Genomic DNA, 14,972 nt, shown 5'->3' on the forward strand with positions numbered 1-14,972 from the left:
AGGGCATATTGCCGTATAAAGCCGTAACTAATTGATTGTATGTTAACTCCCCCAATCCCCGAAAATGAAATGGACAGGGTAATGACCCTGTCGGAATTTGATTTGGACTATGGCGCCCACGCCGATAGTTTTAAAGATTTAACCAAGCTTGCCGCCAAAGTTGCCGGCACCGAAATGTCGTTGGTTAACCTCATTGATTCCTATACCCAATGGACCATCTCGACCCATAACATGGACCTGGAGCAAATGCCGCGCGAGGAATCTGTTTGTCAATACGTATTAATGAGCGACGAAAATATGGAAATTGCCGACCTGAGCGCCGACGAGCGGTTTAAAGATAGGCCCTACGTTACCGGCGGGCCTCACCTGCGCTATTACTACGGCATTCCACTTAATGTAGATAATCATAACATTGGCGCCTTATGCGTGGTTGATGCGCATTCGCCAAAGACACTTAACCCCGAAAAGATAGAGCTATTAAAGATAATTGCCGGCGAAATTGTGAACAGGCTTAAATACATTAAAGTAATTGATGACCTGCGGAACAATTTATCTGAAGCAAAACAAACACAGAAAAAAGTAGCGCACGATATTCGCGGACCATTAAGTGGCATTATAGGCCTGGCACAGCTTATTCGTGAACAGGGCGATGAAAACCAGATGGACGAGATATTGGAGTTTATGAACCTGATACACAGAAGCGGCCGATCGATACTGGAGCTTGCAGATGAAATTTTGAGTGCGGATAAAAAAGAGAAGAAAGTGCCCGAATTAAAGGGAAACGAATTTAACCAGGTGGTATTTAAAGACAAGCTGGAAAAACTGTATGTGCCGCAGGCCATGAACAAGCATATAACGTTTAGAGTGAATACCTCGTCGGCATCAGAAACCATTCCCTTTTCAAAAAATAAATTACTGCAGATAACCGGGAACCTGATTTCGAACGCTATCAAATTCACCCCGAATAATGGCTCTGTTACTGTTGACCTGGATTTGATTGAAAAAAGAAACGAAAACGTATTGCAGATAAAAGTAACCGATTCGGGTGTTGGGCTGGATGCCGATGGAATAGCCAATATATTGCAGGGCAACGCCACATCAACAAATGGTACCGGCGGCGAAAATGGGTACGGGTTTGGCCTGGCGCTTGTAAAGCACCTGGTTGAAAGCCTTAAGGGAACGTTTAATATATTTTCGGTTCCGGGACAGGGGGCCACATTTGAGGTAAAGCTACCGCAGGCGTCATCGCCGGAAAAATAACATAAGCATGGTTTTTTGATATAGAACTATCACAGCAGGTAAAAAAAACCTGCTAAACCAATCCCACAAAGTACAGTAAGTAGATGTATTATTAACAGCAAAGTGCCGGGTACCAATACCCGGCACTTTGTTTATTTATAATTTACCAACGGCTGCCACCGCCGCCGCCACGGCTATCTTTTGAATAACCACCGCCGCCACCGCCACGGTTACCGCCGCCGCCATAGCCGCCACCGCCGCCACGGTTGCCACCATAACCACCGCCGCCACGGTTGTCGCGTGGTTTTTTGTCTTCAGCCTGGCTAACAGCAATTGATCTGCCTCTAACATCTGATCCGTTTAAACCGGTGATTGCTAATTGTGCAGCTTCATCATCAGGCATTTCAACAAATCCGAAACCCTTGCTTCTGCCAGATTCACGGTCAATAATAATTTTTACAGTGCTTACTTCACCGTACGCTTCAAAAAGCTCTTTTAAATCGGCTTCCTCTAATTGAAAAGGAAGGCTTCCTACAAATATGTTCATCAATCTTTAATTTATAAAAGGCAAGGTTGTTTTGTTTGCCCAGTTTTGTTAACATCAAATATAGTAATAGATATTTGATGATTACTGCATGATTTTATGAATGGATGGTTTTATTTTAAAAAAAAGTTGATTTTTATTGATTTTAGGTTAAAAACAGCACTTTTTAACCGTTAAAATATAATTTGCCCGGGCCGGATATTAAATAAGGCCTTATTTATATGGCATAGTTTATAAAAGTAATATCGTTTATTATTAAAAAAGCCCCGCGCCGATAAAATTTGATAAATTCACTGCAAATACCTTATCAACAGCTTGAAAATTACCCTTGTGCATATTTGTCATGTGACATCGCCGCCGTGGCTGCGCATATTATTTGGTTTTAAATGTTTTACCAAAACAGCGGGGCAACGCTTACCGGGCCACTTTACAAACGGGCATGCCTTCCCCCGGATACATTACTAATACCGCAATGCAACATTGCTTAATAGTTATTAACATGGCTCCGGCAGGCAAGTCTGGTATCATGCCTCTTCTACCATCGTTTTAATATCAATATACCAATTCTACCACATACGTTTTCCCGTTCAGCGTAAAGCTGTCGCCAGCTTTTGCCCCGTTCAGTTTAATGCCCACCGGCGAACCGGGCGATACGGCGAAATAGCTTTTGCCATGAAGCAATAACGCCCCCGCGCTTATAGCCAAATAAAAATTGCCATTATTGGTAATGATCACGCTGCCTGCTTCGGCTATGGCCGATGTGCCGGTGGTACCTATGCGGTTTAAAGCAACCAGTAATTTGTTGGCTTCGTTAAGCTGGGCCAGGTTGCGGTTGGTTTCCTGCTGCGCCATTTCGCGCCCGGTTTCGTATTTATCGCCGGCGCTGCTCTTAGTATCGTCGTTTGATGATTTTTGCGCTTCGCTGATAGCCAGTTCGGCGGCATCCATGCTCCTGCGAACGTGGGCTACACACAGGTCATATAATTCCTTTTTCAGATTGTTCATTTTGCGCTCAACAATAGCTGCATTTTGTAAAATGCAAATAAAGTAATAAATGTTGGCTGATGGCCGGGTAAAATAACACCCGCAGTTTCGGGTTATACAATGTAACCGGCATTACATTATGCAATAAAATCTATTATTGTATTTCAGCCCTTGTTTTTTCAATAAAATAAACCATTTTTATGGCTCACTCAACAAAGCCTTTAGCCAATTTAAACCAATGAACCAAACTCCTGCGTACCTTGAATCAAAAAGTCATTATAAAATTTTAGACGGTCTGCGTGGTGTAGCCGCCTTGCTGGTAGTAGCCTTCCACGTTTTGGAGGCCAATAATGGCGGCAGCCGCTTCGCCCAGATCATTAATCACGGCTACCTGGCTGTCGATTTCTTTTTCCTGCTTTCGGGCTTCGTGGTAGCCTACGCATATGACGATCGTTGGGGCAAAATGGGCCAATGGGAGTTTTATAAACGCAGGCTTGTACGCTTACAGCCAATGGTTATCATGGGCAGCATCATTGGGGCCATATTTTTTTATTTACAGGCATCACCCACGGTGTTCCCGCTTATCAGCGCAACACCTGTTTGGAAAATGCTGCTGGTTATGGTGATCGGCTTTACGCTTATCCCGATACCCATATCTATGGATATACGCGGCTGGCAGGAAATGCATCCGCTGGATGGCCCGGCCTGGTCGCTGTTTTTTGAGTATATAGCTAATATTTTGTATGCGGTAATAGTTCGCCGGTTTTCAAAAACGGTGCTTGCTATATTTGTGGCCATATTTGCCGGCTTGCTTATCAACTACCTGGTAACGGGGCCACAGGGCGATGTTATAGGCGGCTGGAGTATCAATAAACAACAGCTGAGTATAGGCTTTATCCGGTTGCTTTACCCGTTTTTTGCCGGTGTGCTGCTTTCGCGCTTAGGAAAACTTATCCATATTAAAAGCGCTTTTGCGGTATGCAGCATACTTGTTTTTATTGTACTGGCTATCCCCAGGATTGGCGGCCCCGATCATCTTTGGATGAACGGTTTATACGAAGCATTTGTTATCATCGTCATGTTCCCGCTGATTGTTGCCATAGGGGCTGGCGGCGAGCTGACCGGCAAAACTGCCAACAAAGTGTGTAAGTTTTTTGGCGAAATATCCTACCCCATCTATATTACCCACTACCCGCTAATTTATTGGTACACCGCATGGGTTATTGATAATAAAGTGCCCATGGGCTACAGCCTTTGCATTGGCACCCTGGTGTTGGTTAGCAGTATTGCCATTGCTTATGCCTGCCTTAAACTGTATGACGAGCCTGTTCGCGAATGGCTAAGGAAACGTTTTTTGGTAAAGAAGGCCGCATAACAAGGCCGGGCTTTATATTTTGTATCATCAACAAAGTGTGTGTACCGGTACGGGGTGAAACACCCTGGTACGGGGTGGTACACTACCAATAGTTAATTTTTGTAATTCAAATTAAAAAACATTTTGTACAAAGACGGCAAGAAACAACGCGACTTTTTTTCTTTGCCTCTTAGCATCTGTCTAAATTTGGCTTACTAATGTTTTTATGCTTTTAATGAAGGGACAACAACGTATTCCGCATGTCGGCGAAGACTCACCCGGTCGAGGCTACGCCCGGCGACCGGGTGAGTCTTCGCCAGCGTTCAAACGAATGTGTATATAAATTCCAATACGTGATGTGTAGGGACGAAGCAATAATGATCTTTTTATTTGCTTCTTAGCACCTTGGTCGATAAAGCACACTCCAATCAAACGCGATACTCTTTTAAAAAGCCTCGTTCAAACCCAAAAAGAAACCTTTGGAGCCAAACTTGCCAAAGGCATAATCAAGGCATAAATTGGTGCGGGTAGTTTTGTTAAACAGCACCCGCAAGCCACCGCCGCCGCCGGGCTGAAATTTTTGGAACAGCTTAGTTCCGGCTTCGTCATTGGCGGTTTGTTCGCTAAAGAAGGCTACCCCGCTGATGAATTTATTTTTGAGGATAGGGAAACGATATTCAACCTCGCTGTAGTTAAACCGGGTGCCTTTAAAATAGCCGGTGGTATAACCTCGGCCGCTCCTAAAGCTACCGTCTTTAGCCGTGCCCGGCAGTTCAAGGTACGGAATATCGCCTGTAATGAGGTATGATCCCCAGTTCCAGATTGCAATAACGTGCTCCGGGTTTTCTGACGACAGGCTAAAATACTTCCTGAAATCAGTAGTAAATTGCACCGCGCTTTTGGTGCTGCCCATCCAGGTTTGGTTAACCCGGAACCCGGCATCGGCATAAATTCCCTTATAAGCACGGTTTTGATTATCGCGGGTGGTGTATTGTACGTTAAACAGCAAACCATCGGCCCGGTAACTGTCCCGTTTAAATCCGTGCTCATCACTATAAATGTTATAGGGGGTTAAATGGTTGGTGGTATCTGCCTTGTCCTGAATTTTGGTACGGATATCAAACGATACCCCGGCGCCCACAAACAGGTTTTTTTCTACTTCCTTATATACCTTTTCCCTCAGGTTTAAATATATCGAATGATATGCGCGGCCTTTGCGGCCGGCGTCAACAAGCGCCTGGTCGGCAGCGCTGCCACCGGGATCTGGCAGACCTATTCCCAAACCAAAATCGGGTGTTACACTTTTGGCCGCCACTATATTACCCTGAAAATTCCACTTGTTGCCGGGTGTGTAAATGTTATGGTTAATATAAAAATAAAGGATGCCTTTTGTGGTATAGGATACCGAAGTTGCTGCAACCGATAATAATGTATTGGGGTCGTTACCCAATTTGCGGCCGGCTACGGCTTTTATGCCCAACTGAAACCCGATGCTGGGGTTAGATGCAATATTAGGGATAACGGTTATGCCCGAAGGCTTTTTGAAAACCGAATCGGGTTTCTTCTTTGGGTGAAGAATATCTGTTACCAGGTTGCCAAAATCATACTGTTTTGAAACATCATTGGCTTTTTTCTGAAACTTCACCGAATCGGCATGGTGTTTTATCGAATCCGTTTTCAAGGTGTCGTGAGGTACTACTTCCTGCCCGTAAGCGTAGCTTCGTATGGTTACCAATACAGGCCATAATAAAATCTTCGCTAATATATAAATCCGGCTACTTCTGTTCCTTTGCTGCACTATCAGGATAATAAATATTTAAATTCCAACTAATTATGTTGGCCCTTAAATGCAGGGCCAGTTTTTTAAACCTGAAAAGCACCGAAATGTTTTATGTTTTAAGCCGGCAACGCTTATCCACAGGGATTTTATTCCCTGTCGGTTGTTACTTTTCCTGTCATAATACCTCACTACAATATTCCTGTAACGTTTTTTATTGATATGCGTCTGCGTATTTTGAACAAGCGGCTTAATAACTTATACATACATTATTTGCCTATTGTAAACCGGGAATAAAGACGTCAAATAGTATCATATCTGAAATATTTATCCTATTTTCGGACGTTTTTTGTGTGAATTTTTAATGAATTTCTCTTTTTAATAATAAATAATTTTAGTTCATGATACATATAGGGGCGCGGTACCTTACTGCCGATGATTTTTCTAAGATCCTGTTTGATGGCGAGGAAGTTGGCTTGGATGCATCGGTTGTTAAGAATGTGGAGGTTAATTACCAGTTTTTGCAGGGTTTCTCTTCAAACAAGCTCATTTACGGCATCAACACCGGCTTTGGCCCGATGGCCCAGTATAAGGTAAGCGAAGAAAACCTGTTGCAGTTACAGTATAACCTTATCCGAAGCCACGCCTCGGGTGGCGGCAATTTAATGCAGCCCCTACTGGTTAAAGCCCTGATGATTGCCAGGTTGAACAGCTTTATGCAGGCCCGTTCGGGCGTACACACCGATTTGCCCGAGCTGCTTACCCAATTAATTAATAAAGATGTTGCCCCCAATGTTTTTGAACATGGCGGCGTAGGCGCATCCGGCGATTTGGTGCAACTGGCCCACCTGGCTTTAGTATTGATAGGCGAAGGCGAATCAAGCTATAAAGGAGAGCAACACGACACTGCCGAATTATTTAAAGAACTGGGCATCGAGCCTTTATCTATAAAAATCCGCGAAGGTTTGGCCATTATCAATGGCACATCGGCCATGACGGGTATTGGTATGGTAAACATCATCCAGGCCAAAAAACTGCTGGAGTGGTCAATCGTACTATCGTCCATGATAAACGAAGTGGTGCAGGCTTTTGATGACCATTACTCTTACGAGCTTAACGTGGTAAAACACCACCGCGGCCAAAACGAAGTGGCTGCCATTATGCGCGATGTGCTTACCGGCAGCAAAATGATTCGCGACCGGTCTGAACACCTGTATAATCCGGATAACCTTAACCAGGAAGTATTTTTAGATAAGGTGCAGGAGTACTATTCCCTGCGCTGCGTAACCCAGGTTTTGGGTCCCGTTTATGATACTATTTTTGAGGTTGAGCGTGTAGTTACCGACGAACTGAACTCGGTAAATGACAACCCGGTTATTGACCACGAAGCCAAAAACATCTTCCACGGCGGTAATTTCCATGGCGATTATGTTTCCCTGGCTATGGACAAACTAAAAATAGCTATTACCAAACTGTGTATGCTTTCCGAAAGGCAGTTAAACTACCTGCTTAACGAGAAGCTGAACCACAAATTTCCGCCTTTTGTTAACCTGGGTGTGCTGGGCTTTAACTTTGGGATGCAGGGTATGCAGTTTACGGCTACATCAACCACTGCCGAGAACCAAACCCTATCGTACCCCATGTACCTGCACAGTATCCCTAATAACAATGATAACCAGGATATTGTAAGCATGGGTTGCAACGCGGCATTAATGACCAAGCGCGTTATAGATAATACTTTTGAAGTGCTGGCCATACAAATGATGGCTATTTTACAGGCTATTGATCACCTGGATTGCAGCGAAAAGCTCTCGCCGACAACCCATACCGTTTATACCGATCTGCGCGCTATATTCCCCAAGTTTATTGAGGATAAGCCAAAGTATAAGGATATGGTGAACGTGAAGCAATACTTTGAAAAAGCCGAGCACGTGCACCTGATTAAAAAGAGAAACTCCCACATTTTATAATTGCAGGCATATTCTTTACGTAACAATTTAACTAACCAGGACGATGAAATGTGCATTAGTAACAGGCGGATCAAGAGGAATAGGCCGTGCCGTTTGCTATAAACTGGCCACTATGGGCTACTACGTGCTTATTAATTACAAAAGTAACCAGGCGGAAGCCGACAATACCTTAGCTGCAATTAAAGAAAACGGCGGTGATGGCGAGGTTATGAAATTTGACGTAGCCAACAAAGAAGATATCCGTGCTGTATTGGGCGGCTGGGTTGAAGCCAATACCGAAAAATATATTGAAGTGCTGGTAAATAATGCCGGCATTAAGGATGATACCCTGATGATGTGGATGAAAGACGAACAGTGGGACAGTGTATTAAATACCAGTTTAGGCGGTTTCTTTTATGTAACCCAGGCCGTTTTAAACGGTATGCTGGTTAAAAAATATGGCCGCATTATCAACGTGGTATCTTTATCGGGCTTAAAAGGCTTGCCCGGCCAGGTTAATTACTCGGCAGCAAAGGCTGGTGTAATTGGGGCAACCAAGGCCCTTGCGCAGGAAATTGCACGCCGCGGCGTTACTGTTAATGCAGTTGCCCCCGGCTTTATTAAAACCGATATGACCGAAGGCCTGGATGAAAAAGAGCTTAAATCCATGATACCTATTAAACGCTTTGGCTCCCCCGAAGAAGTGGCCAGCGTTGTGGGCTTTTTAGCATCGCCGGAGGCATCATATATTACGGCCGAGGTAATATCTGTTAATGGCGGTTTGTATTCATAATTAACCATTTGTTCATATAAACAAGCACACTAAATATTTCGGGATTAAATAATTTTATTTAGTTTTAAGGGAATTGTTAAATGATTAAGCCGGTATTAGCGTTATGAACAGAGTTGTGATTACAGGGATGGGGATTTACTCGTGCATTGGGAAAACCCAGGACGAGGTAAGAGACTCGCTTTTCCACGGCAAATCGGGGATCCTGCTCGATTCTATGCGCAAGGAGTTTGGTTACCGGTCGGGCTTAACCGGCTTCGTAGAAAGACCCAATTTAAAAGAAAAACTCGACAGGCGTTCGCGCATTATGCTGCCAGAACAGGGTGAGTATGCTTATATGGCCACCATTGAGGCACTGGCCCAGGCAGGCATCGATATGGATTACCTTGATCAAAACGAAATAGGCATCCTTTACGGCAACGACAGCTCGGCCAAGCCGGTTATTGATTGTACCGATATCATCCGCGTAAAAAAAGACACCATGCTGGTAGGCTCGGGAGCGGTTTTCCAAACCATGAACTCCACCGTCAGCATGAACCTGGCCACTATATTCAAATTAAAAGGCATCAACCTTACTGTTAGTGCAGCCTGCGCAAGCGGCTCGCACGCTATTGGCTTAAGCTATCACCTTATCAAAAGTGGTTTACAGGAAGGCATTATCTGCGGCGGCGCCCAGGAGCTTAACCATTTTTCGATGGGCAGTTTTGATGCGCTTTCGGCATTCTCCACATTAGAAAGTACGCCGACCAAAGCGTCGCGCCCCTTTGATAAAAGCCGCGATGGCCTGGTGCCAAGCGGAGGGGCGGCTACCGTAATTTTAGAAAGTTTAGAATCGGCACAACGCCGCGGCGCCACTATTTTAGGCGAGGTTATTGGCTACGGATTTTCGTCAAACGGCGGCCACATATCCAACCCAACCGTTGGAGGTCCGGTACGCTCATTGGCTATGGCGTTGAAAGACGCCGGCATGACCGCTGCCGATATTGATTACATAAACGCCCACGCCACATCAACCCCCGCGGGTGATGCCAGCGAGGCTAAAGCCATTCACGAGGTTTTCGGTTCGAGCAAGCCGCTGGTAAGTTCAACCAAATCCATGACAGGCCATGAATGCTGGATGGCCGGCGCAAGCGAGATTGTATACTCAATGCTGATGATGCAAAATTCGTTTATCGCACCAAACATTAACTTCGAAACCCCCGACGAGGATTCGGCCAGGTTAAACATCGCTACTACCACCATTGAACGGGATTTCGACGTATTTTTGTCGAACTCTTTTGGTTTTGGCGGAACAAATTCGTCGCTGATTATTAAAAAATATTAAACCCTTACCTAACCCCACCTTATGGATTTTGCCCAAATTATAGAAAAAACAAACGAGTTCCTGGCCGAAGAATTTGAGATTGATGTGGCCAAAATAACCCCCGAAGCTGTTTTAAAAGATACCCTTGAGCTGGATAGCCTGGATTATATTGACCTGGTTGTTGTAATTGAAAGCAATTTTAACTTCAAGGTGCAGCCCGAAGATTTTGTTGGCATAGTCAGCTTCCAGGATTTTTATGAGTATGTTAATACCCGGGTGAACGCCGGGGAATTGGTATAAATAATGGGGCAATACCTGGCCCTATCTACAAAATGTTTTACTGATTTTACCTGAACCATTGATAAAACCTATTAAACCTGCTGATATGTTTACACCACCTGCCAATACCCCCGACCTTATCCCGCAAAAATTCCCTTTTGTGATGATAGATCATTTGACCTGGACGGATGAAAAAAGCAGCCGCAGCCAATTTTGTATAAAAGCAGATAATGTATTGGTTGAAGACGGTGAATTTAGTGCAGGCGGACTGGTAGAAAACATAGCCCAAACAGCTGCCGCCCGTGCCGGGTACTTGGCCCAAAACAGCCAAAAAGCCGATGCCATAGGCTATATTGGCGCTATTAAAAACCTGGAAGTGTTTTCTTTGCCTAAAATTAATGATATCTTAGAAACGGAAATTATCATTGATAATCAAATATTTGATGTAACGCTGATATCGGGAAAGGTGAAGTGTGGGGATGAAACGTTGGCGCAGTGCCAGATGAAAGTATTTATAATTCAACAATAAATAAATTAATCTACAAAATGAAACCTACAAAAAACACCTGGCTAATAGCCTTTTTACTAACAGTTGTAAGCAGCCTGCCTGCTGTAGCGCAAAGCACAAAAGCCGATATTTTTTCGGGCAGTGCTAAAATTACCTGGTTAGGACTTGATTTTACACAAACAAAATTTATAGGCACAGCCGAAGCCAAGGTAATGGGCATTGGAAGAAAAGATGATATAACGCCCGAAGAATTCAGAGACGACTATACCGTAGGATGGAACCGTCTTTTTGTTACCGAGCAAAAGAAATATGATGTGGCCGAATCAATTCACCACAGTTCTGTTGACTATGCCCTTGATGTAGCTAAGTCTTCAAACGCCAAAGCAAAGTTTGATAAACTTTATACCGATAATCCAAGCGATTTTAAATTATTGGATGAAGCAAAAATTACGGCTATTGTAAAAAATTATGATTTCCAGAGCAAGGAAGGTATTGGCTATATCTTTTTTGTAAGCGGCATGAACAAAGGCCTTGATAAGGCCGGTGTTTGGATAACCTTTGTTGATATGAAAACCAAAACGGTTTTGCTTACCAAATATTACGAAGGCAAACCAGGGGGTTTTGGCCTTAGAAACTACTGGGCAAAAGCGTTTTTAAACGTAATGAAAGATGTAAAATCTGATTATAACAGCTGGAAATAAAAAGTACTAACAAGGATGCATCTGTGCCTTTACCCGCATAGATGCATCCTTTACAAAAATGACGCCGGCATAAATGTATTGGCGGTAAACAGAACGAAGAATTGCAAAAAACACTGATAAATGCCACCGAGATAAGTGTGAAGTTTAGCGAGGTTGATTCGCTGGGCATTGTGTGGCACGGGCACTATGTACGCTATTTTGAAGATGGCAGGGAAGCTTTTGGGAAAGCATACGGTATTGACTACCTTACAGTTTACAATAACCAATACGTAACCCCTATTGTAAGCATCGATTGCAAATACAAACAGGTTTTGCGCTACGGCGACAGGGTAATTATTGAAACCGAATATATACCAAGCGAAGCAGCGCGGTTAAATTTTAACTATAGGCTGTTAAACGCTGCAACCGGCGAGGTTGTGGTTACCGGCTCAACCGTACAGGTGTTTTTACAACGCGATAATTTTATGCTTCAGTTAACCAACCCTGTGTTTTTTGAAGAGTGGAAAAAGAAATATGGGTTCTGAGGGGTGGGTTCTGTGGCCTGTGGCCCGAGGTCGAAAACAATAAACAGACCTCCGACCACAGGCCACAGAAACCAGGCCTCAGAATAATGAACACAAAAGAGATAAATTGATGAATACAGAAAAAGTTGACGTGTTGGTAATTGGCGCCGGCCCGGCGGGTACGGTGGCTGCTTCTATTGTGAATAAAGCAGGGTTTAAAGTTAAAATTGTTGAAAAGCAAAAATTTCCGCGTTTTGTAATTGGCGAAAGCCTGTTGCCCCGCTGTATGGAAGCATTAACCGATGCCGGCTTTGTTGAAGCTGTGGAGGCAAAAGGATTTCAGAAAAAATTTGGCGCCAAGTTTGTAAAAAATGGCGTTATCTGCGATTACTTCTTTTCCGATCAGTTTACTGATGGCTGGAACTGGACATGGCAGGTGCCGCGCGCTGAGTTTGATAAAACCCTGGCCGATACCTGCGAAACAATGGGTATCCCCGTGCATTATGAAACCACGGTTACCGATATCAAATTTAACGGATCTGATTCGATAACAACTGTTGAAGATATTGAAGGCAACCAAACACAAATTGAGGCCCGGTTTATTATTGATGGCAGTGGCTATGGCCGGGTAATCCCCAAATTATTTAACCTCGACAAACCATCGGGCCTGCCGCAGCGAAAGGCTTTATTTACACATACAGTAGATGTAAAGCGCAACCTGTTTGAAGAACCCAACCGCATCACCATTGTGGTACACAAACCCGGCGTTTGGGTTTGGATCATTCCATTCTCCAGTGGCGTAACCTCATTGGGTTTTGTAGGCGATCCGGATTTTTTTGCAAGTTATGAAGGCGCTGATGACGAAGGTAAACTGCGCAGCCTGATTGCAGCGGAGCCTTACCTGAGCGAGCGCTTTAAAGATGTTGAATTTGTTTTTGAACCAAGGATATTACAGGCCTGGAGCAGCACCACCAATACTTTTCACGGCGAAGGCTTTGTGCTTACAGGCAATGTTACCGAGTTTTTAGATCCCATCTTTTCATCGGGTGTTACACTGGCAACTGTATCCAGTCAAAATGCAGCAAAATTGGTTATCCGCAAGCTAAACGGCGAAGACATTGACTGGGAAAAGGAATACACCGAAAAGGTAATGCAGGGCGTAGATGTTTTCCGCTCATATGTAAATGCCTGGTACGAAGGAACGCTTGATACCATCTTTTTTTCGGGTACTTTTGTTCCCCAGATTAAAAACCAGATCTGCTCTGTTTTGGCAGGATATGTGTGGGACCAGGAGAACCCGTATGTTAAACATCATGATACGGCAATAAAAAAATTAGCACGAATTATTAAGTTAGGCGACCAAATTAACTCGCCTGTATAGTTATAAAATGGACAAATTAATGAATGATCTGAAAGAACAGATCATAGATCAATTAAACCTGCAAGATCTTAAGCCAGGCGATATCGGCGATGATGAATCGTTGTTTGCCGATGGGTTAGGATTGGATTCGATAGATGTTTTGGAGCTGATAGTTTTGATGCAAACCATCTATAAAATTAAGCTTTCAAAAGCCGAGGATGGCCCCAAAGTATTTCAATCAGTACGTACCATGGCCGAGTACATTACAGCTAACCAGGCAGCGTAAATAAACACGAATATTTGCAGGGCGGCGACAATTAAAGCGAATTTCACGAATTGGTGCGGTCACTATTCTGCTAAATAATTAAATAATAATGATCCGCGTAAATCCGTTCCATTCGTGTAATTCGTGTCTATATAATGAAAACTCATAAACTAATACTTACTGTAGCCATGCTCGCCGCCGCATTTACCGCCAGTGCGCAGCATGCAGGATATAGCCAGCTTACCGATCTGTCGGCATTTAAAGCCCAGTTTACGGCTACGGCACAAAAAACAACCAGCATTAAAAGCGATTTTGTGCAGGAGAAAAATCTGAGCATGCTGTCAGAAAAGATTACATCCAAAGGGAAATTCTGGTTTAAAAAGGATAACATGGTGCGGATGGAATATATGCAACCATCCAAATACCTGATGATCATCAACAAAGACAATATTTTGGTAAAGGATGAGCAAAAGGAAAATAAAATCAATACCAAATCCAACAAACTCTTCCAGCAAATTAATAAGATCATTATCGATTGTGTGCAGGGATCAATCCTCAGCAACCCCGATTTTAAAGTAAAGGTGTTTGAAAACAAGGGGAGCTACCTGGTCGAGCTGGCACCGCTATCAAAAGGGATAAAAGATTTTTTTAAGTCGATCAATATCTCGGTTGATAAAAAAGACAACTCGGTAAGCAATATTGATATGCAGGAGCCATCCGGCGATAATACTACCATCCACTTTATAAATAAAGAGATTAATGCAAACCTGCCTGACGCGCTTTTTGCTGCTAAGTAGTTGCCTGGTTGCACTTGCCGGCTGCACTTCGGTTTATAAAAACCTGAAGCCGGCTACAGGTAATTTCGATCATATCTACCGGTTTCGCCCCAAATTTTCGGTTGTGCTGTATAACGCCGAAATCAACGTAACAACCCACCATTTAAGCGGCCTGCTGCTGATGAAGGTGATGCCCGATAGCAGTACCCGCATTGTATTCTCGAGCGAGATGGGCGTAAAATTTTTTGATTTCGCATTTCTTAAAGATGGTAGCTTTAAAGTATATTCCATCATTCCGCAAATGGATAAAGGCCCGGTAATTAAAACATTGCGAAAGGATTTTGATTTGATACTGATGCGCCAGGAGGGCAGCCATGAGCGTTATATGCTTAAGGATAACTCGCATTTATATTATGTGCTTCCGCAGGAAAAAGGCGCCAACTATTATATTACCAATATGGCCGGCGACGCCCTTTTACGAATGGAAAAATCATCCAAAAGGAAACCAGTTGCGGTTGCTACCATGGCCAATTACAAAAATGGCGTACCCGATACTATAGGTATCGACCATAAAAACTTTAAATTTACCATCGGTTTAAAAAAAATAGAGCGATGAGTGGAAAGCCTAAGGCTGAAGGCT

The 14,972-nt window shown here is 43.7% G+C and carries 16 protein-coding genes; 13 read left to right on the forward strand and 3 right to left on the reverse strand.

The genetic code is table 11. From position 1 onward, the window contains the following. Positions 1 to 39 precede the first annotated feature (39 nt). Positions 40 to 1,260 (forward strand): GAF domain-containing sensor histidine kinase, encoded by a 1,221-nt coding sequence (locus tag PQ469_RS29010; protein ID WP_274210772.1) that lies wholly within the window; start codon positions 40 to 42, stop codon positions 1,258 to 1,260. A 142-nt stretch (positions 1,261 to 1,402) separates the two neighbouring features. On the opposite strand, the gene rbp is transcribed toward PQ469_RS29010, so the two are convergent. After that, the gene (rbp, locus tag PQ469_RS29015; protein WP_090638138.1) at positions 1,403 to 1,786 is read right to left on the reverse strand and encodes an RNA-binding regulator; all 384 of its coding nucleotides are present in this window, start codon (positions 1,784 to 1,786) and stop codon (positions 1,403 to 1,405) included. 549 nt (positions 1,787 to 2,335) lie between these two features. Continuing rightward, positions 2,336 to 2,788 (reverse strand): 3-oxoacyl-ACP synthase, encoded by a 453-nt coding sequence (locus PQ469_RS29020; RefSeq protein WP_274210773.1) that lies wholly within the window; start codon positions 2,786 to 2,788, stop codon positions 2,336 to 2,338. A gap of 217 nt (positions 2,789 to 3,005) precedes the next feature. Here PQ469_RS29020 and PQ469_RS29025 point away from each other — a divergent pair, with 217 nt between their 5' ends. Next, entirely contained in the window at positions 3,006 to 4,142 is a 1,137-nt protein-coding gene (locus PQ469_RS29025) for an acyltransferase family protein (RefSeq protein WP_274210774.1), read from the forward strand. 424 nt (positions 4,143 to 4,566) lie between these two features. Here the strand turns inward: PQ469_RS29025 and PQ469_RS29030 are convergent, their stop codons facing one another. Next, positions 4,567 to 5,919 carry a BamA/TamA family outer membrane protein gene (locus PQ469_RS29030; protein WP_274210775.1) on the reverse strand — a complete coding sequence of 451 codons (1,353 nt, stop codon included), beginning with the start codon at positions 5,917 to 5,919 and terminating at the stop codon, positions 4,567 to 4,569. Between the two features lie 380 nt (positions 5,920 to 6,299). Here PQ469_RS29030 and flxA point away from each other — a divergent pair, with 380 nt between their 5' ends. The 11 genes from flxA (at position 6,300) to lolB2 (ending at position 14,948) form a co-directional block, all read left to right on the forward strand. Then, positions 6,300 to 7,868, forward strand: coding sequence for a flexirubin biosynthesis tyrosine ammonia-lyase FlxA (gene flxA, locus PQ469_RS29035; RefSeq protein WP_274210776.1), 1,569 nt, complete (start codon positions 6,300 to 6,302; stop codon positions 7,866 to 7,868). 43 nt (positions 7,869 to 7,911) lie between these two features. After that, positions 7,912 to 8,640, forward strand: coding sequence for a flexirubin biosynthesis SDR family reductase FlxB (flxB, locus tag PQ469_RS29040; protein ID WP_274210777.1), 729 nt, complete (start codon positions 7,912 to 7,914; stop codon positions 8,638 to 8,640). 103 nt (positions 8,641 to 8,743) lie between these two features. Further along, positions 8,744 to 9,961, forward strand: coding sequence for a beta-ketoacyl-[acyl-carrier-protein] synthase family protein (locus PQ469_RS29045; RefSeq protein ID WP_274210778.1), 1,218 nt, complete (start codon positions 8,744 to 8,746; stop codon positions 9,959 to 9,961). Positions 9,962 to 9,982: 21 nt separating this feature from the next. After that, positions 9,983 to 10,240, forward strand: a complete 258-nt coding sequence (locus PQ469_RS29050) for a phosphopantetheine-binding protein (RefSeq protein ID WP_090638111.1) — start codon at positions 9,983 to 9,985, stop codon at positions 10,238 to 10,240. 85 nt (positions 10,241 to 10,325) lie between these two features. Continuing rightward, positions 10,326 to 10,748 carry a hotdog family protein gene (locus tag PQ469_RS29055; RefSeq protein WP_274210779.1) on the forward strand — a complete coding sequence of 141 codons (423 nt, stop codon included), beginning with the start codon at positions 10,326 to 10,328 and terminating at the stop codon, positions 10,746 to 10,748. Positions 10,749 to 10,765: 17 nt separating this feature from the next. Then, positions 10,766 to 11,428 (forward strand): hypothetical protein, encoded by a 663-nt coding sequence (locus PQ469_RS29060; protein ID WP_090638102.1) that lies wholly within the window; start codon positions 10,766 to 10,768, stop codon positions 11,426 to 11,428. A gap of 101 nt (positions 11,429 to 11,529) precedes the next feature. Next, positions 11,530 to 11,952 (forward strand): acyl-CoA thioesterase, encoded by a 423-nt coding sequence (locus tag PQ469_RS29065; protein WP_274210780.1) that lies wholly within the window; start codon positions 11,530 to 11,532, stop codon positions 11,950 to 11,952. Between the two features lie 109 nt (positions 11,953 to 12,061). Continuing rightward, a complete protein-coding gene (locus tag PQ469_RS29070; protein WP_274210781.1) occupies positions 12,062 to 13,312 on the forward strand; it encodes an NAD(P)/FAD-dependent oxidoreductase in 1,251 nt (416 codons plus the stop codon). Positions 13,313 to 13,331: 19 nt separating this feature from the next. Beyond that, positions 13,332 to 13,577, forward strand: a complete 246-nt coding sequence (locus PQ469_RS29075) for a phosphopantetheine-binding protein (protein ID WP_274210782.1) — start codon at positions 13,332 to 13,334, stop codon at positions 13,575 to 13,577. 134 nt (positions 13,578 to 13,711) lie between these two features. After that, a complete protein-coding gene (lolA2, locus tag PQ469_RS29080) occupies positions 13,712 to 14,353 on the forward strand; it encodes a flexirubin biosynthesis/transport protein LolA2 (protein ID WP_274210783.1) in 642 nt (213 codons plus the stop codon). Next, complete coding sequence (gene lolB2, locus PQ469_RS29085; protein WP_274210784.1) at positions 14,316 to 14,948, forward strand: flexirubin biosynthesis protein LolB2; 633 nt, start codon at positions 14,316 to 14,318, stop codon at positions 14,946 to 14,948. The genes lolA2 and lolB2 overlap by 38 nt, the downstream gene beginning before the upstream one ends. The last annotated feature ends 24 nt before the right edge of the window (positions 14,949 to 14,972 follow it).

This window comes from Mucilaginibacter sp. KACC 22773, from assembly GCF_028736215.1.
In the GTDB taxonomy this organism is placed as follows: domain Bacteria; phylum Bacteroidota; class Bacteroidia; order Sphingobacteriales; family Sphingobacteriaceae; genus Mucilaginibacter.